Below are 26,808 nucleotides of genomic sequence, written 5' to 3'. Positions count from 1 at the left end.
GTTGGCGATTCTGTCAAACACGCGCGAAAGGCGACGGCCGCGCCGCCGCCATCATTCGCCCTGAACCGGCGACAATGCCTGACCGCGCTGGCGCTCGATCTCGCGCCAGCGGCGGACGTTCTCGTTATGCTCGTCCAATGTGCGCGCGAAGGCGTGCCCGCCCGAGCCGTCAGCCACGAAAAAGATGTAATCCGTATCCTCGGGATCCATCGCCGCCTCGATCGAGGCGCGGCCGGGATTGGCGATCGGCGTCGGCGGCAGGCCGTCGATCTGATAGGTGTTATAGGGCGTCCGCCGGCGCAGTTCCGAGCCGCGAAGACCGCGATCCAGAACCCCTTCGCCATTGGTGATTCCATAGATCACCGTCGGATCCGTCTCCAGCCGCATGCCCTGCCGCATGCGGTTGACGAAAACGCTGGCCACCACGCGCCGCTCATCGGGAACGGCGGTTTCCTTTTCGATGATCGAGGCCATGATCAGCGCCTCTTCGGGGCTATCATAGGGCAGGCCGGCTTCCCGGTTTTCCCAGGCCTGCGCCAGGATCGCGACCTGGCGGCGGCCCATCTCGGCCAGCAGCCCGGCGCGGTCGGCGCCTCTCTGGACATCATAGGTATCGGGCGCAAGGCTGCCCTCGGGCGGCAGGTCCCCGATCTCTCCGGCCATGAAACCGGCCTGTTTCAGCCCCTCGGACACCTGCCAGCTGGTCACGCCCTCGGCCACGGCGATGCGCAGGCGGGCATCGGGCTTCTGCTCGGCGGCGGCGATCGCCGCGGGAACCTCTTCGGCGCCGGGGACATATTTCGCCTGTTCCGCGAATTCGCCCGTCTCGGCGTCCAGATCGCGCAGCACGACCGAATTTTCGCGCACACCGATGCGGAAGACCACCTCGGTGCCGCAGGTCGAAGGGCCGCCGGCGGTGATCGCGGCGACCACATCCTCCATGCTGGCATTGGGCGGCATCAGGTACGAGCCGAATTTCAGATCACGCGCCTTGCCCGCGTAATCTGCGCCGGCACGAAAGACATAGGCATTGGACACCACGCCCTGTTCCGCCAGTTGCTGGCTGACCGCGTTGAGGCTGGCGCCCGGCGCCACCCGCACGCAGGCGGCGAGGGTGCTGGGGCCGGGCTTGCTGTATTCACGCTTGGCCCATGCGACCGTCGCCGCGACCGCGATCAGGATCACGATCAGCAAGGTCAGGAAATTGGACGCGATGTTGCGCCAGATCATTCCTTGACCCGCCCGATGACCAGACTTGCATTGGTGCCGCCGAAACCGAAGCTGTTCGACAGCACATGATCCACCTTGCGGCGCACCGCCGCATTGGCGGCCAGATCGATCCGGGTCGCGCGCGCGGGCTTGTCCAGGTTGATCGTCGGCGGGCAGATCTGGTCGCGGATCGCCAGGATGCCAAAGATCGCCTCGACCGCGCCCGCCGCGCCCAGCAGATGCCCGATCGAGGATTTGGTCGAGGACATGACGACATTGTCCGCCGCATCGCCCAGCAGCCGCTCGACCGCGCCCAGCTCGATCACATCGGCCATGGTCGAGGTGCCATGCGCATTGATGTAGTCCAGATCCCCGGCCGCGATCCCCGCCCGCTTCAGCGCGTTGGTCATGCTGCGGAAACCGCCATCGCCATCCTCGCTGGGGGCGGTGATGTGATAGGCATCGCCCGACAGGCCATAGCCCAGCACCTCGGCATAGATCTTCGCGCCGCGCGCGCGGGCATGTTCGTATTCCTCCAGCACGACGACGCCGGCCCCCTCGCCCATGACGAAGCCGTCGCGATCCTGGTCCCAGGGACGGCTGGCGGTCCGGGGGTTGTCCTCGTATCTGGTCGACAGCGCCTTGCAGGCGTTGAAGCCGGCGACGCCGATCTCGCAGATCGGGCTTTCCGTGCCGCCTGCGACCATGACATCGGCATCGCCCAGCATGATCAGCCGCGCCGCGTCGCCGATCGCATGCGCCCCGGTCGAGCAGGCGGTGACCACCGCATGGTTCGGCCCCTTGAAGCCGAAGCGGATCGAGACCTGCCCCGAGACCAGATTGATCAGCGCGCCGGGAATGAAAAACGGCGAAACCCGCCTGGTCCCGCGCTCCTTGATCATCACGGCGGTCTCGGCGATCGAGCGCAGCCCGCCGATCCCCGAGCCGATCATGACGCCGGTGCGCTCGCGATCCTCGTCAGTGACCGGCGCCCAGCCGGAATCCCGGACCGCCTGTTCCGCCGCCGCCATGCCGTAAAGGATGAAGTCATCGACCTTGCGGCGGTCCTTGGGCTCCATCCAGTCATCGGGGTTGAACGTGCCGTCGCTGCCGTCGCCAAAGGGAATCTCGCAGGCATATTTCGTCGTCACGTCCGTCGCGTCGAAGCGGGTGATCGGACCGGCGCCGGATTCCCCGGCCAGCAGCCTTTTCCAGGTCTCCTCGACCCCCGAGGCCAGCGGCGTGACCATTCCCAGACCGGTGACGACAACTCTGCGCATGCACGGGCTCCTTAGCAGCGTGTAATCGCACAGGTTCTACACGCCGTCCGAACGGCGCGCAACGCAAAGCCTCCCGGCAGGCGGCGCACCGCGAACACGATAGCCACAGATCGGCGACATTACCGCGACGACAGGAACTTTCCCCTCTGGTGCTCGTTGCACTTGCCGGGAATCGGCCTATTCTGCCGCCGGTCCTGAACCCAGCAGAAAGGACGACCGGATGACCACCCAGACGCAGGCCAGCGCCGAAGCGGCCCTGGAAGAGATCCAGACCGTAACCGCCACAGTCCTGCCCGAGCCGCCCGCGACCGCCCCAAAGCTTGCCGAGGCCGATCCCGCCGTCGCCGGCGAGATCCGCAAGCGCCTTGCCGAGCTCGATATCGGCGATTCCGGCTCGATCGTCCATTTCGGCGCCCGCGCCCAGAACGAGCTGCAGGAAATCAGCCAGGCGATGCTGGCCGATGTCAAGAACAAGGATGTCGGTCCGGCCGGCGAATCGCTGCGCGAGATAGTGACCACCATCCGCGGTTTCTCGGTCAGTGAACTCGACGTGCGCCGCCAGCGCAGCTGGTGGGAACGCCTGCTGGGCCGCGCCGCGCCCTTTGCCAAATTCGTCGCCAACTACGAAGAGGTGCAGTCCCAGATCGACCGGATCAGCGCCGATCTCGACCAGCACCAGCACCGGCTGCTCAAGGATATCAAGTCGCTGGACCTGCTTTACGACCGCACGCTGAATTTCTACGACGAACTGGCGCTCTACATCGCCGCCGGCGAGGAAAAGCTGGCGCAGATCGACGCCACCGAGATTCCCGCGAAAGAGGCCGCCATCGAGGCCGCGGCCGAAAACGACAAGGTCATGGCGGCGCAGGAGCTGCGCGACCTGCGCTCGGCGCGCGACGATCTGGAGCGCCGCGTGCATGACCTGAAACTGACCCGCCAGGTCACCATGCAGTCGCTGCCCTCGATCCGGCTGGTTCAGGAAAACGACAAGTCGCTGGTCACCAAGATCAACTCGACGCTGGTCAACACCGTGCCGCTGTGGGAAACCCAGCTGGCGCAGGCCGTCACCATCCAGCGCAGCGCCGAGGCCGCCCGCGCGGTCAAGGGCGCCAATGACCTGACCAACGACCTCCTGACCGCCAATGCCAGGAACCTGCGTCAGGCGAATGCCCAGATCCGCACCCAAGTCGAGCGCGGCGTCTTCGACATCGAGGCGGTGCGCACCGCCAATGCGGAACTGATCTCGACCATCGAGGACAGCCTGCGCATCGCCGATGAGGGCCGCACCCGCCGCGCCGCCGCCGAAGAGGACCTCAAGACGATGGAAAGCGAATTGCGCAACACCCTCGCCGCGGCCAGCGCCCGATCCACAACCCCCACCCAGACCGCGCCATCGTGACAGCCATGCTTCAAGTCCGCAGGCCGCGCGCCGGCCTGCCCCTTGCCGTGACGCTGGCCGCGGCTCTGGCGGGCTGTGCCGCCGAATTGCCGCCGCCGCCACCGCCGCCCGGGATCGACAGCACGGCCCCGCCGGAAAAGCCCGATCTGCCGCGTGTGGATCAGGCCGCGCTGCGCCGCGAACGCGCGCATGGCGCGCGCGACGCCAATGCCCGCGCCAGGGCCGCGGCGGCCAGCCCTGCCAGCATGAACATGCGCAACTACCTGACCGGCATCGAAGAGGCGCTGATCGCGCGCGGCAAGCTGCGCACCGATCAGGGCAGCGAGATCGCGCTGTCGCCGGAAAAGCTGGCCGATGATTTCATCAGGATCGCGCTTTATGACGAATATGCCCGCGACGGCGGCCGGCTGGTTGCGCGCGACACCCCGGCACCGCTGCGGCGCTGGCAGCGGCCCGTCCAGCTGCGCGTCGAATTCGGCGATTCGGTGGATACCGGCCAGCGCAGCCGCGACAGGGCCGAGATCGGCAGTTTCGCCGCCCGCATCCAGCGCGTCAGCGGCCATCCGGTTTCCCTGACCGGGGCCGAGGGCAATTTCGCCGTGCTGATCGTCAACGAGGACGAGCGCCGCGCCATCGGCCCGCGCCTGAACTCGCTGGTGCCGGGCATCCCCGACTCGGATGTGAACGCGCTCAGCGAACTGGCGCCGCAGAACTACTGCACGGTCTTCGCCTATTCACAGGGGAATTCGGCTGTCTATGTCCAGGCGGTGGCGCTGATCCGGGCCGAATTGCCGCCCCGGCTTCGCCGCTCCTGCATCCATGAGGAACTGGCCCAGGGCATGGGGCTGGCCAATGACAGCCCGATGGCGCGGCCCTCGATCTTCAACGATGACGAGGAATTCGCCTATCTGACCCGCCATGACGAGCTTTTGCTGAAAATCCTCTACGATGCGCGCCTGCAACCCGGCATGACCGAGGCCGAGGCCCGCCCCATCGTGCTGCAGATCGCCCGCGAATTGCTGGCGATCGAGGCATGACGGCCGGCCAGCGCCGCGCCTGACGCAGATTTTACCCGCGGCCCGAATGGCCGATGGATCGCGCCGCCCCCCTGCGCTAACCTGCGGCCCGAACAAGACCATTTTCGCAAGCGAGGCCCTCATGTCCCTGTTCAACATCCTTGGCGGCGAGTTCATCGAGATCATCGAATGGACCGACGACTCGCGCGACACGATGGTCTATCGCTTTCCTACCGTCGGAAATGCGATCAAATACGGCGCCAAGCTGACCGTGCGCGAGGGCCAGGCGGCTGTCTTCATCCACGAGGGCCAGCTGGCCGATGTCTTCGGCCCCGGCCTTTACATGCTGGAAACCAACAACCTGCCGATCCTGACCCGCTTGCAGCATTGGGATCACGGCTTTCGCAGCCCGTTCAAATCGGAAATCTATTACGTCAACACCACCCGCTTCAACGATCTGAAATGGGGCACGCGCAACCCGGTCATCGCGCGCGATCCGGAATTCGGCCCGGTCCGCATCCGCGCCTTCGGCACCTATTCCATGCGCGTGACCGATCCCGGCCGCTTCATCACCGAGATCGTCGGCACCGATGGCGAATTCACCCGCGACGAGATCAGCTTTCAGCTGCGCAATATCATCGTGCAGGAATTCTCGCGGATGATCGCGGGCTCCGGTATCCCGGTTCTGGACATGGCGGCCAATACCGGCGATTTCGGCAAGATGATCGCCCAGGCGATCAGCCCCACAGTTCAGGAATACGGGCTGACCATTCCTGAATTCTATATCGAAAACATTAGCCTGCCGGATGAAGTTGAAAAAATTCTGGACAAGCGCACCTCGATGGGGATCGTCGGCGATCTGAACCGCTTCGGCCAATATGCCGCCTCCGAGGCAATGCTGAACGCCTCGAACCAGCCCGGCGGCGGCATGGGGGCCGGCCTCGGCGCGGGGCTTGGCGCCGGCATGGGCGCGGCCATGGCCGGGATGAACATGGCCGGGGCGCGCGGCCCCTGGGGACCGGTGCCGCAATCGGCGTCGCAACCCGCCCCGCAAAGCCCGCCGCCGCTGCAACCCGAAACCGTCTGGCATATCGCCGTGGACGGTCAGGCGCAGGGCCCCTATGGCCGCGCCAAGCTGGGCCGGCTGGCAAACGAAGGCCAGTTCAGCCGCGACACGCTGGTCTGGACCCCCGGCCAGGACGGCTGGAAACCCGCCGATGAAGTGAACGAGCTGGCGCAGCTCTTCACCATCGCACCGCCGCCACCTCCGCCGCCGCTGCCCAGGCAGGACGGCTGAACGGGGCGGGAATGCCGACGCCCCCGTCAGAATACCGCTATCCCTGCGAGAATTGCGGCGCCAGCCTTGAATTCTCGCCGGGGCAGCAAAGCCTCGTCTGCCCCTATTGCGGACACAAGCAGGAGATCGGCCCCGGCCCGAGCCGCGCACCCGGCCGCCAGCCAAGACAGGGACCATGGGGCGAAAGCGCCATCCTGCTCGACCCCTCGACCGGCCGCGCGCTGCAATGGGATGCCGGGCACAAGGCGCCGCAGCTTGGCGAAGTGCCGCTGGCGCAGGGCCTGTCGCTCGACCGCGACAGCGACCTGACGGAAAGCCATCGCACGCTCTCCTGCCCCAATTGCGGCGCCCGGATCGAGATCACCAGCGAACGCCACGCCACGACCTGCCCCTTCTGCGCGACGCCGGTCGTCACCGATACGGGCACGAGCCGCTTTCTCAAGCCGCAGGGCGTGCTGCCCTTTGTGATCACCGAGGCGCAGGCGAAAGCCGCGCTCGAGGACTGGCTCAGGGGTCTCTGGTTCGCGCCCTCGGGCCTCACGGCCTATGCCCGCCGCGGCAAGAAGATGAACGGCATCTATTCGCCCTTCTGGACCTTCGACGCAGATACCGCCTCGCGCTACAGCGGCGCGCGCGGCGACTGGTACTACGAAACCGTCCATGTCACGCGCGAAATCAACGGCCGCAAGCAGCGCGTGGCGCAGCAGGTCCGCCGCACCCGCTGGAGCCCGGTCTCGGGCCGGGTCGCGCGGGATTTCGACGATGTGCTGGTGCTTGCCACCAGTTCCCTGCCGCGCCGCATCACCGATGCGCTGACGCCATGGGACCTGTCGCATCTGATGCCCTATCGCCCCGATTACCTCGCCGGCTTCCTGGCCGAGGGCTATACCGTGCCGCTTGCCGCGGGCCACGAGATCGCGCGCCAGGAGATGGCCGGCGTCATCGCCATGGATGTGCGCCGCGATATCGGCGGCGATGAACAGCGCATCAATGCCGTCCAGACCGATTACCGGGACGAGACGTTCAAACATATCCTGCTGCCGGTCTGGACCGCCGCCTATCGCTACAACCGCAAAAGCTACCGCTTCGTGGTCAACGGCCAGTCGGGGCGCGTGCAGGGCGAACGGCCCTGGTCGGTCTGGAAGATCGCGCTGGCGGTGCTGCTGGCGCTTGTCCTGCTGGCGGGGCTGCTGGCGCTGAACGAAAAGAGCGGCTTCCTGCGCATCGGCCGGGCGGGTGACGCGGCGACACAGGTCACCGCCGGCCTCCCGATGAAATCCCTTCCCCCGCACGGAAGTTACCGCTATCAGAGAACCTTGTCCGACACCGCGGCCATCGCGGGGCCGGCCCGGAGGGAGGAGGCGACATGATCCTTTGCGCAGGCGAATCGCTGATCGACATGGTGCCCGAAGGCGCCAGCTACCGCCCGATGCCGGGCGGCGCGGTCTACAACACCGCCATCGCATTGGGACGGATGGGCGCGCCCAGCGGCTATCTCTGGCCGATCTCGCGCGATGGCTTCGGCGAAATGCTGCTGCCGCCGCTGACCGGGGCAGGCGTCGATATCTCGCTCTGTCCGCGCAGCGACCGGCTGACCACGCTGGCCTTCGTGACGCTGACCGGCGGCGAGGCCCGCTATGCCTTTTACGACGAAGGCTCGGCCGGCCGCATGCTGCGCCCCGAGGATCTGCCCGAAATCCCGGAAACCGTGACGGCCCTTTTCATCGGCGGCATCAGCCTGGTCCCCGATCCCTGCGGCGCCGCGATCGAGGCGCTGGTCGCGCGCTGCCGCCCCCGTATGCCGGTCATGATCGACCCCAATATCCGGCCCTTCTTCATCGCCGATGAAGCCGCCTATCGCGCCCGGCTCGAACGCCTGCTCGGCATGGCCGATCTGGTCAAGCTCTCCGGCGACGACCTCGAATGGCTGGCCCCGGGCGCAAGCACGGACGAAGCCGCCGCCGCCATCCTCGGCAAGGGACCGCGGGTGATCTTCCAGACCGGCGGCGCCCGGGGGGCGCGCGCGCATTGGTCGGGCGAAACCCTGGCCGCCAGCGCCGTCAGCGTCAAGGTGGCCGACACCATCGGCGCGGGCGATACCTTCAATGCCGGCGTGCTGGCCGCGCTGGCGCGACAGGGCGCCCTGACACGCGCCGGGATCGGCCAGCTGACAGCCGGGACGATCCTCGACGCCCTGACGCTGGGCACCCGCGCGGCGGCGATCACCGTCTCGCGCCCCGGCGCCGACCCGCCCTGGGCGCATGAACTGACGGCGCTCCCGGCCTGAGCGTCACGCAGCGGCCGCGCCGGACCGGGGCGCCGCCGCGGCTTTCTTCTTCAGATAAATATCCATGCGGCGGCCGTCACCGGCGCCGCCGTCACAGCCCCTCGAACCGGCTTTTCTGCCGCTCGGTCCAGCGCAGCCGCATATGCACCCCGTCCTCGGCGATCTCTTCGCCAAGGACGACACCCTCGCCATGCAGCCAGGCGCGGCGCCGGCCATCGGCATGGGGCAGGACCAGTTCGGCCTCGCTGCGGGGCTCTTCCAGGGCCGCGGCCAGATGCGCTTCGATCGCGGCCAGCAGATCCTCCAGCCCCTCGCCCGACAGCGCCGAGATCGCCTGAACGCCCTCGGTCCGGGCATCGGCGCGCCGCAGCGCGGCGCGGGTTTCGGGCGAGAGCGCGTCGATCTTGTTCCAGACCTCGATCAGCGGCACGTCGTCATCGACGCCCAGACTGTCCAGGATCTCGCCGACATCGCCGGCCTGTTCCTCGGTCTCGGGATGGGAAATATCGCGCACATGCAGGATCAGATCGGCCGCCAGAACCTCTTCCAGCGTGGCGCGGAAGGCGGCGACCAGCTCATGCGGCAGATCGCTGATGAAGCCCACCGTGTCCGACAGGATCGCCCGCCGCCCGCCGGGCAGGGTCAATTGCCGCATGGTCGGGTCCAGCGTCGCGAAAAGCTGGTCCTTCGCCATCACCTCGGCCCCGGTCAGGCGGTTGAACAGCGTCGATTTGCCGGCATTGGTATAGCCCACCAGCGCGACGATCGGATAGGGCACCTTGGCGCGCGCCTTGCGATGCAGCTCGCGCGTCCTGACCACGCGCTCCAGCTGCCGGCGCAGGCGCACCATCTGGTCGTCGATTGCGCGGCGGTCGGCCTCGATCTGGGTTTCGCCGGGACCGCCGACAAAGCCCAGCCCGCCGCGCTGGCGCTCCAGATGGGTCCAGGCGCGGACCAGCCGCGTGCGCTGATAGGCCAGCGCCGCCAGTTCCACCTGCAACACCCCCTCGCGGGTCTGGGCGCGGTCGGCGAAGATCTCGAGGATCAGCCCGGTCCGGTCCAGGATCTTGACGCCCCAGTCCTGTTCCAGATTGCGCTGCTGGACCGGCGTCACCGGCCCGTCGATCAGCACCAGTTCGGCCCCCTCGCCCCCGGCGGCAGCCTTGATGTTGCGGCCCACCTCCTCGCGCTTGCCCTTGGAAAACAGCATCCCCGGATCGGGCTTGCGCAGCCGCGCGACCTCGGCGCCGGTGACCTCGATCGCGGGCAGCGCATGAGCGAGCGCCACCGCCTCTTCCAGCGCCAGATCGGGCGCGCGGCGGGTGCGCTCATTGCCCAGATCGGGATGGATCACATAGGCGCGGGTCGGACGTTCGCGGGTTTCAAAGGCTTCCGCCAATCAGTCCTCGCCGTCGTAAAGGCTGATCGGCTGGCCCGGCATGATGGTCGAGATGGCATGTTTGTAGACCAGCTGCGATTGCCCGTCGCGGCGCAACAGCACACAGAAATTGTCGAACCAGGTGATGACGCCCTGCAGCTTGACGCCATTGATAAGGAAGATCGTGACCGGAACCTTGCCCTTGCGAACATGGTTGAGAAAAGCGTCCTGCAGGTTCTGTTTGTCGCCGGCCATAGGTGGCACCTTGTCCTTATCGCTGTTTTTCAAGACTTAGGCGAGCCCGCAGCGGCTTGCAAGCATGTCATCGGCAACGGCCTAGCGGCGCCAGTATTCCGGCGAGAACAGCGCCAGAATCGCAAGCGTCTCGACCCGTCCGACGATCATCGCGCCGGCCAGAATGGCCTTGGTGGCCGCCGGCAGACCGGCCCAGCCCTCCCACGGGGCGCCGGCCATGCCGGCCGAACCCTGAAAGGTCGGCGTAAGCGGAATCGCGCCGGCAAGCGGCCCGGTATTGGTCAGCGCGGCGATGGACAGGATCGTGGCGCTGTCGAACTCGATCTCCTGGATCGAGATCAGCATCACCACCACCGCGATGGAACTGGCAAACAGCATGAAGAAGATAAAGGCCAGATAGGCCCCCTCGCGGCGCAGCCGCCGCGCCATCATCCCGCCGCCGGCAATCGAATCGGGATGCACGATCTTTTCCATCTCGCGTTCGCCGTGACGTGCCAGCGCATAGACGCGCAGCAGCTTGACCCCGCCCGCCGTGGTCGCGACACCGCCGCCCATCATCGCCAGCCCCGCCAGCATCAACCCCGGAGAGCTGAGCCCGGACCAGTTCCGCGCACCCTGCCACTCGACCGAGTTCCAGCCGGTCGTGGTCAGATAGCTCAGCGCGCTGAAAATGCCGCCCCAGGCCGCCGATGCCGCGCTGTCCAATGTCTCTAGCACCCCCGCCGCGCCGGTGGGCGACACGTCGATGGCGCCGACGAAATGGCGCGCGAACAGCGCCAGCGAAACCAGCAGGACGACCCCGGCGGCCATCCGCAATTCGGGGTCCTCGATCCAGCCGCCGCCGGTGCTCAGCTCGTTTCCGCCGGGCCAGAAACGCCGCGACAGGGCGGGGATCAGGAACAGGAATATCACCACCTCGCCCAGGATGCCGCTGGACTGCCCGGCCGGGCCGGTGACCGGGCTGATGCCACTGGTCGAAAGGGTGCCCATGGCGCGGGTCAGGGCGATCAGCCCGGGCTCGCCGATCATCAGCAGCAACACCCACATCAGCAGGGTCAGCCCGCCATAAAGCGGCAACACCAGCTGCCCCGCACGCATCATGCGAAAGACCGGCCCGACCAGCCCGCTGCGATGCGTGGGCGCCACCACATAGCCGGGCAGAAAGGCCGCCTCGGCCGATTGCGGCAGGCGCTGGAACCGTTCGCTGCGCCCATAGGGCGAGGACAGGATCTCGAACCCGCCGACCCTCAGCGGCGCCAGCAGCGCCACCGCCGCGGTCAGCATGAACAGCCCGCCCAGCCAGCCCACGGTCGCACGCCACAGATGCAGGGGCGCCGCCAGCAGATCCGCCGAATAGAGCGAGGCGCCGGTGGTCGTCAGGCTGGACACCATTTCCCACCAGGCGTTCAGATAGCCGGTATCGGGCAGCGACATGGCAAAGGGCACCGCCAGCATCGCCGGCAACAGCGCCATGGTGCCCAGCATGGTCAGCAGGGCGCTGCGCGCGCGCGGCCCCTCGGGGCGGCCGGCGGTGGCAAGCCCCAGGATCGCGCTCAGCAGCAGGAAAAGGCCGGACGAGCTGACGAATATCGTGCCGACCTTGTGCTGATCCAGCGCATGCGCATAAAGCCCCGGCACCAGCATCGCCAGCGAGCCGATCCCGGCCAGGATGACGATCAGCGGCAGGCGCAGAAGAATGCCCATCGCGCGCCTCAGAAAAAGTCGATCGAGACCTGCAGCAGGCGCTCGACCTCGGGGATATCGGATGCCAGCGAGAAGATCACCACGATATCGCCCTCTTCGACACGCAGATCGCCCACCGGCTTGATGACCCTGCCGCCCTTCTGGACGGCGCCGATCAGCGCGCCCTCGGGGAATTCGATGTCGCGCACCGGCCGGCCCGCGATCGGCGAGGTAGAGAGCACCTGCGCCTCGATCACCTCGGCCTCGGCATCGCCGATGGAATAGATGTCGCGCACCCGCCCGTGCCGGATATGGCGCAGGATGGTCGAAACCGTGCTGGCGCGCGGGTTGATGAAGGCGTCGATATCCAAAGGCTCCATCATCGGCATCAGCGTCGGGTCGTTGACCAGCGAAATCGCCAGCTTGGCGCCAGCCTGCTTGGCGCGCACCGCGGCCAGGATATTGGTCTTGTCGTCATCGGTGATCGCCAGAACCGCATCCGCGCGCGGCACGGCGGCCTCTTCCAGCAGTTCCGCGGACAGCCCGTCGCCGTTCAGCACGATGGTCCGGTTCAGCGTGTCGGCCGCGTCCTCGGCCCGGCCGCGATTGCGCTCGATCAGCTTGACGCGGATCCGCTCGGGCCGCGATTCCAGCGTCTGGGCCACCGCCAGGCCGACATTGCCGGCGCCGATGATGACCACGCTTTCCTGCTTGGCCATCGGCTTGCCAAAGATTTCCAGCGTTCGCGGCACGTCCTCGGCCAGGGTAAAGACATAGACCTGATCGCCCTCGAACAGCTGGTCATTGGGCTCGGGGGCGAACAGCTTGCCCTGCCGCCGCACCCCGGCCACGGTCGCCGACAGGCTTGAAAACATGTCGTTGAGCTGGCGCAGCGGCGTGTTCAGCACCGGGCTGTCGGGTTCCAGCGCGATGCCCAGCAGATGCAAGCGCCCGTCAAGAAAGGTTTCGGCGTCAAAGGTCGAGGGCGCCGACAGCCGTTGCAGCGCCGCCCGCGCCACCTCGCGCTCGGGGCTGATGACCACGTCGATGGGCAGGTGATCGGTGCGGTAGAGATCCGAATAGATCGCGTCCAGATAGGCCGAGCTGCGCAGCCGCGCGATCTTGCGCGGCACCTGGAACACCGAATGCGCGACCTGGCAGGTGACCATGTTCACCTCGTCGGAATGGGTGGCGGCGATCAGCAGATCGGCGTCGCGCGCCCCGGCGCGGTCCAGCACGTCGGGATGGCTGGCGAAACCCGTCACCCCCTGCACGTCCAGCGCATCGGTCGCCCGGCGAATCAGTTCGGCATTGGTGTCGATGATGGTGACATCGTTCCGCTCGCCCGCGAGGTGGCGCGCGATATGCCAGCCGACCTGCCCCGCTCCGCAGATAATGATCTTCATCCTGATCCCGGTTTCTGCCCTTCGTGAACCGCGATCCTAACCCGTGGGCGCGGCGCCGGATAGAGGCCGCCGGCGGCAGGGCCGGAAAAAGCCGCGATGCGGTGCGCCCGGCCCGGCCTATTTCGCCGCCACCTCGTCATCGACGCGCACGCCGCCGACCACGCCCAGCGATTTCAGTTTGCGATGCAGGGCCGAGCGCTCCATGCTGACGAATTGCGCGGTGCGGCTGATATTGCCGCCGAAACGGTTGATCTGGGCCAGCAGGTATTCGCGCTCGAACAGCTCGCGCGCCTCGCGCAGGGCAAGGCTGGTGATCTGCGGCCCCAATGCCAGCGCCTCTCCGGCGCCCGCGCCGCCGTTCCGCGTCTCGAGTTCCGAGGGCTGGATCGGGCCGGTGCCGTCGCCCAGGATCAGCACCCGCTCGATCACGTTGCGCAGCTGGCGGATATTGCCGGGCCAGTTCATCGCCTGCAGCGCGGCGCTGGTTTCCTCGGGCAGTTCGCGCAGCGGCAGGCCCTGCGTGGCGTGGAACTGCTCGATGAAATATTCGGCCAGCATCGGAATATCCTCGCGCCGTTCGGCCAGCGACGGCACCGCGACCGGCACCACGTTCAGCCGGTCGTAGAGTTCCTGCCGGAACCGGCCGGCGGCGATTTCCGCCGCCAGATCGCGATTGGTCGAGGAAATCACCCGCAGATCGACCCGCACCTTGTCCGAGCCGCCGGCGCGCTGGAATTGCTGTTCGGTCAGCACGCGCAGGATTTTCGGCTGCGTGCCCAGCGGCATGTCGGCGACCTCGTCGAAATAGATCACGCCGCCATGGGCCTGTTCCAGCAGGCCCGGCTCGATGCCGCGCTCGGCGCTTTCGCGGCCGAACAGGACCTCTTCCATATGCTCGGGCTCGATGGTGGCGCAGGACACGGTGACAAAGGGCGCGCGCGCGCGCGGGCTTTGCGCATGGATGTAGCGCGCGGCGATTTCCTTGCCCGCGCCCGGCTCGCCGGTCAGCATCACCCGGCCGTTCGATTTCGCCACCTTGTCGAGCTGGTCGCGCAGCCGCCGATAGGGCGGGGAATTGCCCAGCATCTCGGCCGCGCGGGCCTCGCCGCGTTTCAGCGTCGCGTTCTCGTGGCGCAGCCGCGAGGTCTCCATGGCGCGGCGGATGACCACCAGAAGCTGGTCGATATTGAACGGCTTCTCGATGAAGTCATAGGCGCCCTGCTTGATCGCCGCGACCGCGATCTCGATATTGCCATGCCCCGAGATGATGACCACCGGCACGTCGGGATTGTTGCGCTTGACCTGCTTGAGAATGTCGATCCCGTCCATCTTGCTGTCCTTCAGCCAGATATCCAGGATCATCAGCGCAGGTTCCTCGGCGTTCAGCTCTGTCATCGCCTGGTCGGAATTGGCCGCCAGGCGGGTCGCGTAGCCTTCGTCGCGCAGGATGTCCGAGATCAGTTCGCGGATGTCCCGTTCGTCGTCCACAATAAGAATATCGCTCATTTCACTGCTTCCTGCTCGTTTTTCTGGCGGCGGGCCGAAAGGCGCACCGGCTGGCGCTCGCGCGGCAGCCGGATCTCGGCCATGGCGCCGCGATCTCCGGGGGCGTCGGTCAGAGACAGGCTGCCGCCATGCTCCTCGACGATCTTCTTGACGATCGGCAGGCCAAGGCCGGTGCCGCCGGGCTTCATCGTCACATAGGGCTCAAACAGACGGGTCCGGTCGTCGGGCAGGCCGGGGCCGTTGTCGATGATCCGGATGGTGACCGAATCGGGGGCCGAGCGCATCTCGACCCGGACCTTGGGCACCCATCCATCGGGTGGGTTTTCGCGCAGATCGTCGATGGCCTCTCCGGCGTTCTTCAAGAGATTGGTGAACACCTGATGCAGCATGCCCGGATCGGCATCCACCACCACCGGCTGGTCGGGGATGTCGGATTCCAGCGCGCCGCGCAACGCGTCGCGCTGCAGCAGTTCGGCATCGCGCAGCAGCCGGGCGATATCGGTTTCCTTGCGGTCCGGCTCGGGCATCCGGGCAAAGCGCGAGAACTCGTCCACGATCCGGCGCAGATCGTTGGTCTGGCGGATGATGACCTCGGTATATTGCTCGAGCGTGTCGCGATCGGCGCCGGCGATCGGGCCGAATTTGCGCCGGATCCGCTCGGCCGACAGCTGGATTGGCGTCAGCGGGTTCTTGATCTCATGCGCGACGCGGCGCGCGACATCGCCCCAGGCCGCCATGCGCTGCGCCGAGACCAGATCGGTCACGTCGTCCAGCGCCACCACATAGCCCTCGAGCCCGCCGGCCGCGCCGCGCCGGATCGCCATGCGCACCAGCAGGCTTTCCACCCGCCCCTCGCGGGTCAGGCGGATCTCGTCCTGCACCCATTCGTTGACCGACTGGTGCAGCCGCTCGAAAAGCGGCCCGAATTCCGGCACCGCCTCGGACAGCAGCCGGTCGTGGTCGCGCCCCGGGTCCAGCCCCAGAAGCCGCGTGGCCGAGCGGTTCAGAAAGTCGATCTCGCCCGCCGCGTCCAGACCGATCACCCCCGCCGTGACCGAGGTCAGCACGGAATCGAACAGCCGCCGCTGGTCATCGGCGGCGCGATAGCTTTCGACCAGTTCCTGGCGCTGCTGCTTCAGCTGCCGCATCATGCGGTTGAAGCTCTGGCCCAGCGTCTGGATCTCGTCGCCGGTATCGGGCTCGGGGATCTGCAGGTCCAGATTGCCCTCGCCCACCTGTTCCGAGGCCTCGGCCAGCCGCCCGATCGGGCGCGACAGGCGATCCGCGAACCACAGGCCCAGCCACATCGCCGCCGCCACCAGCAGCAGGGCAAAGCCCAGATAAAGCAGCGAAAACTCCAGAAGGACGCGGCCGCGCTCCTGCTCCAGGCGCTGATATTCGCCGACCGTCGCGCGGGTGTCGTCCAGAAGCCCCAGCAGGCTGCCATCGACATCGCGGGTGACGTAAAGATAGCGGTCGGTCAGCGGCGGCAGCGGCACCAGGGCGCGGAATTCATTGTTCTGCCAGTCCTCGATCAGGACCAGCCCCTGCGCGCTGGCGGCGTCGAACTGCCGGTCGGTCGGTTCCTCGTACCAGAACTGATAGCTGCGTTCGCCGCGGGCGCGGATCTCGCCGCGGCCGTCGATCACATAGGCCTCGCGCAGGCCGCGCTGGATCAGGGCCTGACCCTGCCCCAGAAGCTGCCGCAACTCGCCATCGACCAGCATCGGGTTCTGCCGCGCCGCCTGTTTCAAGGCGCCGGCCAGCAGCTGCGCGTCCTTGGTCAGGTCGCGCCGGTGTTCCTCCTGATAGGCCTCGGCCGCGGCAAGCGAGCTTGAGACCACCTGCTGCACCCGGTCCGAGAACCAGCCCTCCAGCCCGATATTCACCGTCAGGCCGGCAAACAGCGCGACCAGCACCGTCGGCACCAGCGCGATGGTGGCGAATACCCCGACCAGACGCATATGCAGCCGCGAGCCGGCGGCCGAGTTGCGCCGCGCGGCGACGATCCGCGCCATCCGCGTCACCACCAGCCCGATCAGCACGATCAGGTAGATCAGGTCGGCCAGCAGGACCAGCCGCAGCGCGGCACCGCCGCCGCCCGCATCGGCGGGCGGACCCATGACGGTAAAGGTCAGCGCCGCCAGCAGCGGCCCCAACAGCACCAGGATCAGCGTCATGGCATTGTGATACCACCGCTTGCGCCGCAGCAGCGCGACCCGTTCCCATGTTCTTCTGGACAGCGTTTCCGCCAATTCGCCCGACCTCACGCCATTGCCGCTGTCTCGCGGCATTATGTGGCGGCTGCGTGACTCTCGCGCGGCCACCTGTGGCGGTTTTACATCAGTTTGCGGCGCCTTGTCACTTCGATATTCAGATCCGTCAGTTTCTTGCGCAGCGTATTGCGATTGATGCCCAGCAGATCGGCGCAGCGAAGCTGGTTTCCGCCGGTTGCGTCCAGCGCGATTTCCAGCAGCGGCTTTTCGATTTCGCGCAGGATGCGGTCATAGAGGCCCGGCGGCGGCAGCTGATCGCCATGCAGGTCGAAATAGCGTTGCAAATGCATCTCAACCGATTGTGCCAGCCGCATATTCGCGGTCTCGCCCGGCGGCAGGCCCGCCATCGCCGCCGCAACCGGCTGCGGGGTCGCGCCGCCGGTTTTCGCGGCGCCGGCATGGCGGGCCGGCCCCGCCCCCGGCGTCGCGGGAACAAGCCGGGCATCGGGCAGGACGGCCAGCAGTTCGGCGCCGGTGATTTCCTCGCCGGCCGAGGTCAGGGCAAGCCTGCGCATGGTGTTTTCCAGCTCGCGCACATTGCCGGGAAAGGGATAGGCGCGAATCAGTGCCGCGGCCTCGTCCGAGAGCCGGCGCGAGGGCAGGCCATGCATCGCCGCGCGGGCCAGCAGATGCCGCGCGAGGGGCAGGATGTCATCGACCCGGGCGCGCAGCGGCGGCACGGTGATCGTGGCGCCGGCCAGCCGGTAATACAGATCGGCCCGCAGCCGCCCGGCCGCCAGATCGCCCGCCGGGTCGGGTCCGGTGGTCGAGACGATGCGCGGCATCTGGCTGCGAAGCGGCCCGCTTTCCCAGGCCTCGATCATGCCGATCAGCCGCGCCTGCGCGGCCATGTCGAAGCCGGGCGGATCCTCGATCAGCAGCGTGCCGCCTCGGGCACGTTCGCCCGCGCGCTGCACCGCCTCCTCGGAGAGGTCGGCCGAGGTCAGCGTGATGAACCCGGCCTCGCGCCGGTCCGAGAGATCGTGAAACGAGCGCGCGACCACGGTCTTGCCCACCCCGGCCTCGCCCGCGATCAGCACCGGCAGGTCGGCATTGAGCATCCGCGCCACCATGCGAAACAGGCCCTGCATGGCCGGCGCGTGGCCGATCAGCGGCAGCGCCGGATCGGCGCCCTCGGTGGCGGGCGCATCCCCGGCCGCCACGCCGGAGGAGGCGGGCGCGATATCGCCGCGGCGCAGGCGGCGCGACAGCGCCTGTCCGGCCCGCGTCATCAGGTCCGGCAGGTCAAAGGGCTTGGGCAGATAGTCGAAAGCCTCGGCCTCGGTGGCGCGGATCGCGGTGACGATCGTGTTCTGGGCCGAGATCACGATCACCGGCAGATCGGGCCGCGCCTTGCGGATCGCCGGGATCAGGTCCAGCCCGTTGCCATCGGGCATCATCACATCGGTGATCACCAGATCCCCCCGCCCCTCCTCGACCCAACGCAGCAGCTGCGCCAGCGCGCCGGTGGCATGGACCCGGCAGCCGGCACGGGTCAGTGCCTGCGTCAGCACCGTGCGGATGGTGCGGTCGTCATCGGCGATCAATACGGTGCCGTCCATGATGAAACCTCAGGCTTTGGGCAGGGAAATGCGGAAAACGGTGCGGCCGGGGCGTGTCTCCAGCGCGATCCAGGCGCCGTGATCGGTGACGATCTTAGAGACCAGCGCCAGGCCCAGCCCGGTGCCGTTCTCGCGCCCCGAGACAAAGGGCTCGAATACCTGCTCGACGATCGGGCCGGGGATGCCGGGGCCGTCATCCTCGATCTCGACCTGCAGGGGCAGGCTGCGGCCCTGCGGCTCGGCCGGGCTCGGCGCAAGGCGCAGGGCGCCGTCATAGCAGGTGCGGATACGGATCGTGCCGGGCTCGTCCCCGGCGCGGCGGATCGCCTCGGCGGCGTTCTTGACCAGGTTCAGAAACACCTGCACCATCTGGTCGGCATCGATCAGCGCCGGCGGCAGCGAGGGGTCGTAATCGGGCACGATCCGCACCCCCTCGCCAAAGCCCAGCAGCGCCGAGCGGCGCACCCGTTCCAGCACGTCATGCAGATTGAACGGCGCGAGCCGCGGCGCCGAACTGTCGCCGAACCGTTCGACCTGATCCAGCAAGTCGACGATGCGCCGCGATTCCGCGACGATCAGATCGGCAAGGTCGCGATCCTCGGGGCGCAGGTTCATGCCGATCAGCTGCGCCGCGCCGCGGATGCCGGCCAGCGGGTTCCTGATCTCATGCGCCAGCATCTCGGACATGCCGATGGCCGAGCGCGCGGCCGAGCGCGCCGCCTGCCCCTGCCCCAGCCAGCCGCCGCCCCCGTCCGGCGCGATCATCAGCACGGTGCCGCCCGCGGGGCTGGGGGCGGGGCCGGCATGGACGGTGGCAATGCGGTCGGAATGGCCGCCCGAACGGTCGCCGATCTCGAAGCGGATGCCGGCGCGGTGCAGCGCATCATGGCCGCTCGCCACGCGCTCGACGAGCGTGGCGAGCGGCGGCACCACCCGCAGCCGCTTGAGCATATCCGCCCCCTCGATCGCCAGGCCAAGGGAGGAGCGGCACGAGATGTTCAGAAAGGCTTCCGCCAGATCGTTCATCGCCGCGATCCGCCCCTGCGCGTCCAGGATGATCGCGGGCAGGGGCAGGGCCGACCAGTTCGGCCCGACGGTCGCGGCGACAAAGGGCGGGACGACAAGGGGCGGGGCGGCCGCGCGGCCGCCGGTTCCGCGCCCGGGGCGGGATCGCGCCGTCATGCCCCCGCCGCGGCGCAGCCGGCATCGCTGAATCCCGCGCGGATCGCGGCCAGCGCCGCCTCGGGGGTGGCGGCGCGCATCAGCTCGGCGCGATTCGGGGCGCCATTCGCCTGGGCATACCAGCCCAGATGCTTGCGCGCGACGCGCAGCCCCAGCTCGCGCCCGTAAAGCGACAGGATATCGGCATAATGCTCGGCCACCGCCTCGGCCAGGGCGGCGCCTTGCGGGATGACCGGCGCCGGCAAGTTCCACAGCGCATGCGCGATCTGCGCCAGCCGCCAGGGCGCGCCCTGCGCGCCGCGCCCGACCATGACCGCCTCGGCGCCCGACTGCTCCAGCGCCGCGCGCGCCGAGCCGGCATCGACGACATCGCCATTGGCGACCAGCGGCGGCCGGCCCGGCAGGTTCGCGACCGCGCGGATGGCGCGCCAGTCGGCCTGCCCGGTATAGAACTGCGCGCGCGTGCGGCCATGCACGGTCAGCATCCGCACCCCGGCCGCCGCCGCGCGGCGCGCCAGTTCCGGGGCGTTCAGGCAATCGTGATCCCAGCCCAGCCGCATCTTCAGCGTCACCGGCAGGTCGGGCACGGCAGCCACCACCGCATCGACCAGCCCCAGGGCATGATCCAGATCGCGCATCAGGGCCGCGCCCGAGAGCCCCCCGGTCACCTTGCGGGCCGGGCAGCCCATGTTGATATCGACGATGCGCGCGCCCATGCCGGCGACGATCCGCGCGGTTTCGGCCATCGCGCCCGCCTCGCGACCGGCGATCTGCACGCTGACCGGCAGCGCGCCCTCGGTCAGCGCCCTGGCCCGCACCCCGGCCCGGGTCGAGGGGCGCGGCGTCACCATCTCGGTCGAGGCGACCATCTCGCTGACCATCAGCCCGGCGCCGCCACGGCGCGCCACCGCGCGGCGAAAGGGCAGATCGGTGATCCCGGCCATCGGCGCCAGAAAGACCGGCGGGCCAAGCCGGATCGTGCCAAGGGTGATCGGTTCGGGCAATCTCATGTGGGGATTCGTAAGTCTGCTGTGTGAAACGGGAAAGAATACGGCACAGGCCCGGTGAATTTCCGGTCTGCCCGCGCCGAGGATTGCCGTTATTTTGCGCAGAATGCCAAGATTTCAGGCAAGGTTCAACCTGCCGGATGTCGCAGAGTTCCCTTGCCGGCGTCGCAGCCCCTCTGGCCCGGGATCGCGACTGCGGCTAACCTGCAGGCGCCACTGATTTGCAGGAGCCGGCCCATGTTTCTTTCGGTCTTCGACATCTTCAAGATCGGGGTCGGCCCTTCGTCCTCGCATACCATGGGGCCGATGGTGGCGGGCGGGCGCTTTCTGGACCTGCTGCGCGGCCAGCCCTTTCGCCCGCACGGGCTGCGCGCCAGCCTGCATGGCAGCCTGGCCTTCACCGGCACGGGACACGCCACCGACCGCGCCACCATCCTCGGCCTCGCCGGGTTCCTGCCGGAAACCATGGATGCCGAGGCTGCCGAGGCCGCGCTGGCGGCCAATCGCGAGACGAAAACCCTGTCGCCCCGCGATCTGGGCGAGCTGTCCTTTGATCCCGCGCGCGACCTGATCTTCGACTTCGACCGCGCCCTGCCCGGTCATGCCAATGGCATGATCCTGATGGCGACCGACGCGCAGGGCGACGTGATCTCGCAGGAAACCTATTACTCGATCGGCGGCGGCTTCGTGCTGACCGAGGCGGAGCTGGCCGCGCGCGGCGACGACACGCGCAGCGATGCCTCGCCCAAAGTGCCCTATGCCTTTGCCAGCGCCGCCGAGATGCTGGACATGGCCGCGAAATCGGGCAAATCCATCGCCGCCATGAAGCGCGAGAACGAGCGCGTCTTTCGCAACGATGCCGAGATCACCGCCGGCATCCATCGCATCTGGGGCGTGATGCGCGACTGCATGGATCGCGGGCTGGCGACGCGCGGCATCCTGCCCGGCGGCTTGTCGATCCGCCGCCGCGCGCCCGGCATCCTTGACGCGCTGAAGGCCGAGGCGGGGATGAACCTGACCGCGCCCCATGTCATCAACGACTGGATGTCGATGTATGCCATGGCCGTGAACGAGGAAAACGCCGCCGGCGGGCAGGTCGTGACCGCCCCCACCAATGGCGCGGCGGGCGTGGTGCCGGCGGTGATCCGCTACTGGCTGGATCATGTGCCCGGCGCCTCCGAGCGGCAGCTGGACGAATTCCTGCTGACGGCGGCGGCGATCGGCGGGCTGATCAAGCACAATGCCAGCATCTCGGGCGCGGAATGCGGCTGCCAGGCCGAGGTGGGCAGCGCCTCTGCCATGGCGGCGGCCGGGCTTTGCGCGACCCTGGGCGGCAGCCCGGCGCAGGTCGAGAACGCCGCCGAAATCGCGCTGGAGCATCATCTGGGCATGACCTGCGACCCGGTGCGCGGGCTGGTGCAGGTCCCCTGTATCGAGCGCAACGGCCTCGGTGCGATCAAGGCGGTGTCCGCCGCCAGCCTGGCGCTGCGCGGCGACGGCCAGCATTTCGTGCCGCTTGACGCCGCCATCGAGACGATGCGCCAGACCGGTCAGGACATGAGCGAGAAGTACAAGGAAACCTCGCTGGGCGGTCTGGCCGTCAACGTGCCCAACTGCTGAAAACCGTGCGATTATTCGCGCAGTCCGCAGGTTTTGAACTGTCCGGTGTTTGTCTTTGCTTGCTCAAACCATGGCCTTCCTGTAGCGAATGGCCACAATAAGCCCAAGGAACCGGGACAGAGCAGATGAAATTCAGTTCGGCTTTCGCCGCGCTTTCGATGACTGTGGCCCTTGCCGCTTGCGGTGAGTTGCCGTTCCAGCAAGCCTCCGACCCCGCAGCCCAGGGCCATGTCGGCCCGCCCGGCGTCTCGCCGCTGGAACAGCCGATCGAGACCGGCGCCCCAAGCCGTGCCGTCGCCACGGCCGAGGCCACGACGATGAACACCGCGATCTTCCGCGCCTCGGGCTCCGGCTGGACGGTCAGCGCCGCCGACAAGACCGCCGTCTATGAGCGCCCCGGCCGGTCATCGGTGGGCGTCACCGTGCGCCGCATGACCTATGCCAGCGGGGTCGAGTTCATCGGCATGATGAACGGCACGCTGTTCTCGCTGAATATCCGCGCCGCCGCCTGCGAGACCGCGGGCGAGCGGCTGCCCTTTACCGCGCAGCTGCGCGTCGGCAGCCAGCGCCTGAGCGGCTGCGCCGGTCCGGCAGAGGCCCTGCCCCGGCCCGACACGCGCGCCTCGTCCTCGCCGCCCGCGCCGAAATCGCAGCCAAAGCCGGCGGCGCCCCAGCCGAAACCGGCCGAGACCGCCCCGGCCGAGACGCCAGCCGAAACCCCGGCGCCCGCGACCCCGGCAGAGCCAGCGCCCGCGCCGGCGGCACCGGCCGCGAATACCGGGGCAGATGCGGCAGCGGAAACGGCAGCGGAAACGGTGGCACCCGCCGCGACCCCGCCCGCCGAAACTGCCCCGGCCACCACTGCACCGGCCGCGACGGCACCGACGGGCAATGGCGTGCCGGCGCCGCAGATCGTGCTGCCGCCCACCCCTCCGACGGCCGGCGACCAGCCGTCATCCGCCGGAGAATGACCATATCGGGTCCGCGCGGCGGCCGCCGCACGGACCGCGCCGGCCCGCTGCACTTGGCGGCGGGCGCAAGACCTGAGAGGACCCGCCGATGCGCGCCCATTCGACACTGACCCGCCGCCTGCTGGCCTCGGCCCTGCCGGTGGCCTTGCTGATCGGCCAGGATGCCGCGCCCGGGCGCGCCGATCCGTTGATCGGCCGGACCATCGGCGCCTATGGCCTACCCGGCGCGATCGACACGCCGACCGCCGAGATGCTGCCCGACTCGACGCTGGGCGCGACGGTCGCCTATTCCAACATGGCGCGGCGCAATTCGATCGTGTTCCAGGCCCTGCCCCGGCTGACCGTGGTGCTGCGCTATTCCCGGGTCGAGAGCACCGAGGAACGCCGCGGCTATATCTGGGACCGCAGCTTCGACCTGCGCTACCAGTTCCTGGACGAGGATCCGAACAGCTGGCGCCCGGCCGTCGCCATCGGCCTGCAGGATTTCCTGGGCACCGGCATCTTCAGCGCGGAATATCTGGTCGCGACCAAGACCATCAACCCGCGCCTGCGGATCAGCGCCGGTCTGGGTTGGGGCCGCCTCGCGCAGCAGGGCAGCATCGGCAACCCGTTCGGCCACCGCCCCGATCCCGATGACGAGGAAGGCGGCAAGCCCAATGTCGACCAGTGGTTCCGCGGCGATGTCGCGCCCTTCGTCAGCGCCAGCTGGCAGGCCACCGACAATATCTACCTGACCGCCGAATATTCCGGCGACCGGTATGCCTGCGAAACCGGCGATACCGAGGACTGCCCGCGCACCCCCTGGCTCAGCGACGAGGACGAGCTGAAGAACCGCCTCAACCTGGGCCTGACCTATCAGATCGGCCAGAATTACCAGCTCACCGGCTATGTGCTGGGCGGCAAGCAGTTGGGCGTGCAGTTCACCGTGGCCATGGATCCGCGCCAGTCGCCCTTCCCCTCGGGCACCGAAAAGGCCCCGGCCCCGGTGCGCCCGCGCGTCGCCCGCAACGCAGATCCCGAAGGCTGGTCCGGCGCATGGTCGGCCGATCCGACCGCCCATCCCGCCATCCAGAAGGCGCTTGGCGACGCCCTGGCCGATGAGGGCCAGGTGCTGGAAAGCATGGCGCTGGACGCCAATCGCGCCGAGGTCCGGATCCGCAACAACCGCTATATCCAGCAGGCCGAGGCCATCGGCCGCACCGCGCGGCTGATGACGCGCGCCCTGCCGCCCTCGGTCGAGACGCTGGTCATCACCTCGTCGCAGGACGGCATGCCGACCAGTTCGGTCACGCTGCGCCGCTCGGATGTGGAGCGGCTGGAAAATACCGAGGCCAGCCAGATCTCGGAGGCCGCGGTTCTGTCCAGCGCCGATCCGCGCCCCGGCAATCTGGTTTATACGCCGGGCCTGTTTCCGCGCTTCAGCTGGTCGCTGCGGCCCTATGTCTCGACCTCGCTCTTCGATCCGGACGAGCCGTTCCGCTACGAGGTCGGCGCGCAGCTTTCCGGCGAATACGAGCTGATGCCGGGGCTGATCCTTTCGGGCAGCGTGCGCCAGCGCGCCTTTGGCAACAAGGACCAGGACGCGCCCGGCAGCCTGACCGTCGGCGAGTACAAGGCGCTGGACACGGATTACAACAGCAACGGCGTGCCGCGCGTCCGCTCGGACAGCCGGATGTATTCGGGCGACAAGGGGCCGACCGTTCCGCGCCTGACGCTGGCCTGGTACGCCAAGCCGACCGAGGACATCTATAGCCGCGTCACCGTCGGCCTGCTGGAGCGCGCCTTTGGCGGCGTCTCGGGCGAGGTGCTGTGGTGGCCCTCGAATTCGCGGCTGGCACTTGGCGCCGAGATAAACCGGGTCAAGAAGCGCGATTTCCGCGACGTGTTCGGTTTCCGCGACTATGAGGTCACGACCGGCCATGTCTCGGCCTATTACGATTTCCAGAACGGTATTTCGACCCAGCTGGATATCGGCAAATACCTGGCCGGCGACAAGGGCGCCACACTGACCGTGACCCGCGAATTCGCCAATGGCTGGCGGGTCGGCGCATGGGTCACCAAGACCGATATGAGCACCGAGGATTTCGGCGAAGGTTCGTTCGACAAGGGCGTGACCCTGTCGATCCCGCTCGCCTGGGGCACGGGCCAGCCCTCGCTGCGGCGCGTGGGCGGCAATATCCGCTCGCTCTCACGCGATGGCGGCACCCGCGTAAGCGTCAGGGGGCGGCTCTACGACACGATCCGCGACAGCCAGTCGGGCCAGATCAATCAAGGTTGGGGGAGGTTCTGGCGATGAACCGCAAGATCACACGCGGCGCGATCGGCGCGGCATTGCTGGCCATGCTGGCGGCCTGCGGCAATACCGGCAGCGAGGGTTCGATTTCCGGAATGTTCGCCACGGCGCTGAAGCAAAGCGCCGCCAGGATGCGGGGCGAAGAGGCGAAAGTGGCCCCCGCCCCCGATCCCTCGGCCATGGCGGCCGAGGCGCTGCGGGTCAATCCCGGCCCGCTGATCCTGGTCGGGCTGGAGCGGATGGGCACCACGCAGGTGCTGGCCATGACCGGGCAAAACGCCGGTCAGCGCACCTATATGACCAAGAACGAACAGGCGCTGATCATGCGCGACGGCATGCTGGTCGGCACGCGCGGGCTGGGCAACGACCTGTCGGTCGCGGAAATGTCGGGCTCGTCGGCCCTGATCCGCTCGGGCCGCAGCGGGCAGGCGCGGCGGGTCATGCGCTACTGGACCGGCGACGGGCTGGAGCGGCCGCTGAGCCTGGATTGCACCATCGGGCCGGGCGCGAAAGCCGGCACCATCGTGGAAAGCTGTCAGAACGGCCCGCTGAATATCCAGAACAACTATATCGTACAGGGAGGCCGGGTCACCGTGTCGCGGCAATGGATCGGCCCCAACCTGGGCTATGTGACCATTCAGGAACTGCGGCCCTGACGCCTGCTTCGACCGGCAATGGCCACAATTGCGAAAAGACCCGCCGTCGGCGGGTCTTTTTTCTTGCTGGCATCGCAATAGGCGACAGGCGGAGATTAAGGAAAACCGGCGGAGCAAAAGGAAAGGGCCGGCCCGAAGGCCAGCCCTAAACCAGATAATTATCCTTGCGGATAACTATTAGGTACCATCGGTGCCGTCATCGTCATCATCGTCGTCGTCGTCCGAAGCGACGGCAGCGATGACGCCCAGCAGCAGCAGGGCCGGAACGACGAGGCCAGCATTCGACGAAGCGGGCTGCTCGTCGACGACGACCGGCTCAACTTCCACGACGGGGGCAACGTAGCCACCGGCGAGGGCCGAGGAGGCCGTCATGCCGAGAGCCAGGGCAAAGGTAGCAAATTTGGTCATGATCATGCTCCGTTCAGTACTTTGAAGGCTGCCGTCTCCAACAGCATCGCAGCGACAGTCGCATAAACCCAAGGACTTGGGAAGCGCTCTTGATCGGGAATTCACACGCCATGCGGG

At 68.0% G+C, this 26,808-nt stretch carries 21 protein-coding genes; 9 read left to right on the top strand and 12 right to left on the bottom strand.

Annotation, left to right across the window (positions count from 1 at the left end; translation table 11 throughout):
• Window positions 1-51: 51 nt before the first annotated feature.
• Window positions 52-1,230 carry an endolytic transglycosylase MltG gene (mltG, locus tag IT41_RS08835; protein ID WP_036740342.1) on the bottom strand — a complete coding sequence of 393 codons (1,179 nt, stop codon included), beginning with the start codon at window positions 1,228-1,230 and terminating at the stop codon, window positions 52-54.
• Complete coding sequence (fabF, locus tag IT41_RS08830; protein WP_036740341.1) at window positions 1,227-2,489, bottom strand: beta-ketoacyl-ACP synthase II; 1,263 nt, start codon at window positions 2,487-2,489, stop codon at window positions 1,227-1,229. Before fabF ends, mltG begins: the two co-directional genes overlap by 4 nt.
• A gap of 220 nt (window positions 2,490-2,709) precedes the next feature.
• Here fabF and IT41_RS08825 point away from each other — a divergent pair, with 220 nt between their 5' ends.
• The 5 genes from IT41_RS08825 (at window position 2,710) to IT41_RS08805 (ending at window position 8,488) form a co-directional block, all read left to right on the top strand.
• Window positions 2,710-3,888, top strand: coding sequence for a toxic anion resistance protein (locus IT41_RS08825; RefSeq protein WP_036740338.1), 1,179 nt, complete (start codon window positions 2,710-2,712; stop codon window positions 3,886-3,888).
• A 5-nt stretch (window positions 3,889-3,893) separates the two neighbouring features.
• Complete coding sequence (locus IT41_RS08820) at window positions 3,894-4,925, top strand: DUF2927 domain-containing protein (protein ID WP_052081360.1); 1,032 nt, start codon at window positions 3,894-3,896, stop codon at window positions 4,923-4,925.
• A gap of 121 nt (window positions 4,926-5,046) precedes the next feature.
• Window positions 5,047-6,201, top strand: coding sequence for an SPFH domain-containing protein (locus IT41_RS08815; protein ID WP_036740463.1), 1,155 nt, complete (start codon window positions 5,047-5,049; stop codon window positions 6,199-6,201).
• An 11-nt stretch (window positions 6,202-6,212) separates the two neighbouring features.
• Window positions 6,213-7,571, top strand: a complete 1,359-nt coding sequence (locus tag IT41_RS08810) for a TFIIB-type zinc ribbon-containing protein (protein WP_052081359.1) — start codon at window positions 6,213-6,215, stop codon at window positions 7,569-7,571.
• Window positions 7,568-8,488 (top strand): carbohydrate kinase family protein, encoded by a 921-nt coding sequence (locus tag IT41_RS08805; RefSeq protein WP_036740332.1) that lies wholly within the window; start codon window positions 7,568-7,570, stop codon window positions 8,486-8,488. Before IT41_RS08810 ends, IT41_RS08805 begins: the two co-directional genes overlap by 4 nt.
• A 91-nt stretch (window positions 8,489-8,579) precedes the next feature.
• On the opposite strand, the gene hflX is transcribed toward IT41_RS08805, so the two are convergent.
• From hflX to dusB, 9 genes are all read right to left on the bottom strand, one after another.
• A complete protein-coding gene (hflX, locus tag IT41_RS08800; protein WP_036740330.1) occupies window positions 8,580-9,887 on the bottom strand; it encodes a GTPase HflX in 1,308 nt (435 codons plus the stop codon).
• Window positions 9,888-10,121 carry an RNA chaperone Hfq gene (hfq, locus tag IT41_RS08795; protein WP_017999735.1) on the bottom strand — a complete coding sequence of 78 codons (234 nt, stop codon included), beginning with the start codon at window positions 10,119-10,121 and terminating at the stop codon, window positions 9,888-9,890. It lies immediately after the preceding gene.
• 81 nt (window positions 10,122-10,202) lie between these two features.
• Window positions 10,203-11,825: a potassium transporter TrkG gene (locus tag IT41_RS08790; protein WP_036740329.1), complete on the bottom strand. Its 1,623-nt coding sequence runs from the start codon at window positions 11,823-11,825 to the stop codon at window positions 10,203-10,205.
• Window positions 11,826-11,833: 8 nt separating this feature from the next.
• Window positions 11,834-13,210 (bottom strand): Trk system potassium transporter TrkA, encoded by a 1,377-nt coding sequence (trkA, locus tag IT41_RS08785; RefSeq protein WP_036740327.1) that lies wholly within the window; start codon window positions 13,208-13,210, stop codon window positions 11,834-11,836.
• A gap of 117 nt (window positions 13,211-13,327) precedes the next feature.
• The gene (ntrX, locus tag IT41_RS08780) at window positions 13,328-14,716 is read right to left on the bottom strand and encodes a nitrogen assimilation response regulator NtrX (RefSeq protein WP_036740326.1); all 1,389 of its coding nucleotides are present in this window, start codon (window positions 14,714-14,716) and stop codon (window positions 13,328-13,330) included.
• Complete coding sequence (locus IT41_RS08775; RefSeq protein ID WP_081967507.1) at window positions 14,713-17,010, bottom strand: sensor histidine kinase NtrY-like; 2,298 nt, start codon at window positions 17,008-17,010, stop codon at window positions 14,713-14,715. The genes ntrX and IT41_RS08775 overlap by 4 nt, the downstream gene beginning before the upstream one ends.
• 44 nt (window positions 17,011-17,054) lie before the next feature.
• Window positions 17,055-18,554, bottom strand: a complete 1,500-nt coding sequence (locus tag IT41_RS08770; protein ID WP_036740324.1) for a response regulator — start codon at window positions 18,552-18,554, stop codon at window positions 17,055-17,057.
• Between the two features lie 9 nt (window positions 18,555-18,563).
• The gene (locus IT41_RS08765; RefSeq protein ID WP_081967506.1) at window positions 18,564-19,736 is read right to left on the bottom strand and encodes a two-component system sensor histidine kinase NtrB; all 1,173 of its coding nucleotides are present in this window, start codon (window positions 19,734-19,736) and stop codon (window positions 18,564-18,566) included.
• Complete coding sequence (dusB, locus tag IT41_RS08760) at window positions 19,733-20,746, bottom strand: tRNA dihydrouridine synthase DusB (RefSeq protein WP_036740323.1); 1,014 nt, start codon at window positions 20,744-20,746, stop codon at window positions 19,733-19,735. Before dusB ends, IT41_RS08765 begins: the two co-directional genes overlap by 4 nt.
• Window positions 20,747-20,980: 234 nt before the next feature.
• On the opposite strand from dusB, the gene IT41_RS08755 reads away from it, so the two are divergent.
• The 4 genes from IT41_RS08755 to IT41_RS08740 all read left to right on the top strand — a co-directional run bounded on the left by IT41_RS08755 (window position 20,981) and on the right by IT41_RS08740 (window position 26,283).
• On the top strand, window positions 20,981-22,363 hold the full coding sequence (locus IT41_RS08755; protein WP_036740321.1) for an L-serine ammonia-lyase: 1,383 nt from the start codon (window positions 20,981-20,983) through the stop codon (window positions 22,361-22,363).
• Between the two features lie 125 nt (window positions 22,364-22,488).
• Window positions 22,489-23,334: a hypothetical protein gene (locus IT41_RS08750; protein WP_036740320.1), complete on the top strand. Its 846-nt coding sequence runs from the start codon at window positions 22,489-22,491 to the stop codon at window positions 23,332-23,334.
• Window positions 23,335-23,422: 88 nt separating this feature from the next.
• Window positions 23,423-25,630 carry a YjbH domain-containing protein gene (locus tag IT41_RS08745; RefSeq protein WP_036740319.1) on the top strand — a complete coding sequence of 736 codons (2,208 nt, stop codon included), beginning with the start codon at window positions 23,423-23,425 and terminating at the stop codon, window positions 25,628-25,630.
• Entirely contained in the window at window positions 25,627-26,283 is a 657-nt protein-coding gene (locus IT41_RS08740; RefSeq protein ID WP_036740318.1) for a YjbF family lipoprotein, read from the top strand. The genes IT41_RS08745 and IT41_RS08740 overlap by 4 nt, the downstream gene beginning before the upstream one ends.
• Before the next feature lie 177 nt (window positions 26,284-26,460).
• Here IT41_RS08740 and IT41_RS08735 read toward each other — a convergent pair whose 3' ends face one another.
• On the bottom strand, window positions 26,461-26,691 hold the full coding sequence (locus tag IT41_RS08735; protein WP_331435285.1) for a hypothetical protein: 231 nt from the start codon (window positions 26,689-26,691) through the stop codon (window positions 26,461-26,463).
• Window positions 26,692-26,808 lie beyond the last annotated feature (117 nt).

Origin of the sequence: Paracoccus halophilus, from assembly GCF_000763905.1 — a bacterium.
GTDB lineage: Bacteria > Pseudomonadota > Alphaproteobacteria > Rhodobacterales > Rhodobacteraceae > Paracoccus > Paracoccus halophilus.
The sequence above is the reverse complement of the archived record's forward strand: the minus strand, read 5'-3'. Positions and strand labels throughout refer to the sequence as shown.

What these genes read in the sequence shown, in the direction of transcription:
- mltG (WP_036740342.1), bottom strand. Translation starts at nt 1,230, where the DNA reads ATGATCTGGCGCAACATCGCGTCCAATTTCCTGACCTTGCTGATCGTG.
- IT41_RS08750 (WP_036740320.1), top strand. Translation starts at nt 22,489, where the DNA reads ATGAAATTCAGTTCGGCTTTCGCCGCGCTTTCGATGACTGTGGCCCTT.
- IT41_RS08790 (WP_036740329.1), bottom strand. Translation starts at nt 11,825, where the DNA reads ATGGGCATTCTTCTGCGCCTGCCGCTGATCGTCATCCTGGCCGGGATC.
- IT41_RS08810 (WP_052081359.1), top strand. Translation starts at nt 6,213, where the DNA reads ATGCCGACGCCCCCGTCAGAATACCGCTATCCCTGCGAGAATTGCGGC.
- IT41_RS08805 (WP_036740332.1), top strand. Translation starts at nt 7,568, where the DNA reads ATGATCCTTTGCGCAGGCGAATCGCTGATCGACATGGTGCCCGAAGGC.
- trkA (WP_036740327.1), bottom strand. Translation starts at nt 13,210, where the DNA reads ATGAAGATCATTATCTGCGGAGCGGGGCAGGTCGGCTGGCATATCGCG.
- IT41_RS08825 (WP_036740338.1), top strand. Translation starts at nt 2,710, where the DNA reads ATGACCACCCAGACGCAGGCCAGCGCCGAAGCGGCCCTGGAAGAGATC.
- IT41_RS08815 (WP_036740463.1), top strand. Translation starts at nt 5,047, where the DNA reads ATGTCCCTGTTCAACATCCTTGGCGGCGAGTTCATCGAGATCATCGAA.
- IT41_RS08770 (WP_036740324.1), bottom strand. Translation starts at nt 18,554, where the DNA reads ATGGACGGCACCGTATTGATCGCCGATGACGACCGCACCATCCGCACG.
- IT41_RS08745 (WP_036740319.1), top strand. Translation starts at nt 23,423, where the DNA reads ATGCGCGCCCATTCGACACTGACCCGCCGCCTGCTGGCCTCGGCCCTG.
- IT41_RS08740 (WP_036740318.1), top strand. Translation starts at nt 25,627, where the DNA reads ATGAACCGCAAGATCACACGCGGCGCGATCGGCGCGGCATTGCTGGCC.
- fabF (WP_036740341.1), bottom strand. Translation starts at nt 2,489, where the DNA reads ATGCGCAGAGTTGTCGTCACCGGTCTGGGAATGGTCACGCCGCTGGCC.
- IT41_RS08755 (WP_036740321.1), top strand. Translation starts at nt 20,981, where the DNA reads ATGTTTCTTTCGGTCTTCGACATCTTCAAGATCGGGGTCGGCCCTTCG.
- IT41_RS08820 (WP_052081360.1), top strand. Translation starts at nt 3,894, where the DNA reads ATGCTTCAAGTCCGCAGGCCGCGCGCCGGCCTGCCCCTTGCCGTGACG.
- IT41_RS08775 (WP_081967507.1), bottom strand. Translation starts at nt 17,010, where the DNA reads ATGCCGCGAGACAGCGGCAATGGCGTGAGGTCGGGCGAATTGGCGGAA.
- ntrX (WP_036740326.1), bottom strand. Translation starts at nt 14,716, where the DNA reads ATGAGCGATATTCTTATTGTGGACGACGAACGGGACATCCGCGAACTG.
- hfq (WP_017999735.1), bottom strand. Translation starts at nt 10,121, where the DNA reads ATGGCCGGCGACAAACAGAACCTGCAGGACGCTTTTCTCAACCATGTT.
- IT41_RS08735 (WP_331435285.1), bottom strand. Translation starts at nt 26,691, where the DNA reads ATGACCAAATTTGCTACCTTTGCCCTGGCTCTCGGCATGACGGCCTCC.
- dusB (WP_036740323.1), bottom strand. Translation starts at nt 20,746, where the DNA reads ATGAGATTGCCCGAACCGATCACCCTTGGCACGATCCGGCTTGGCCCG.
- IT41_RS08765 (WP_081967506.1), bottom strand. Translation starts at nt 19,736, where the DNA reads ATGACGGCGCGATCCCGCCCCGGGCGCGGAACCGGCGGCCGCGCGGCC.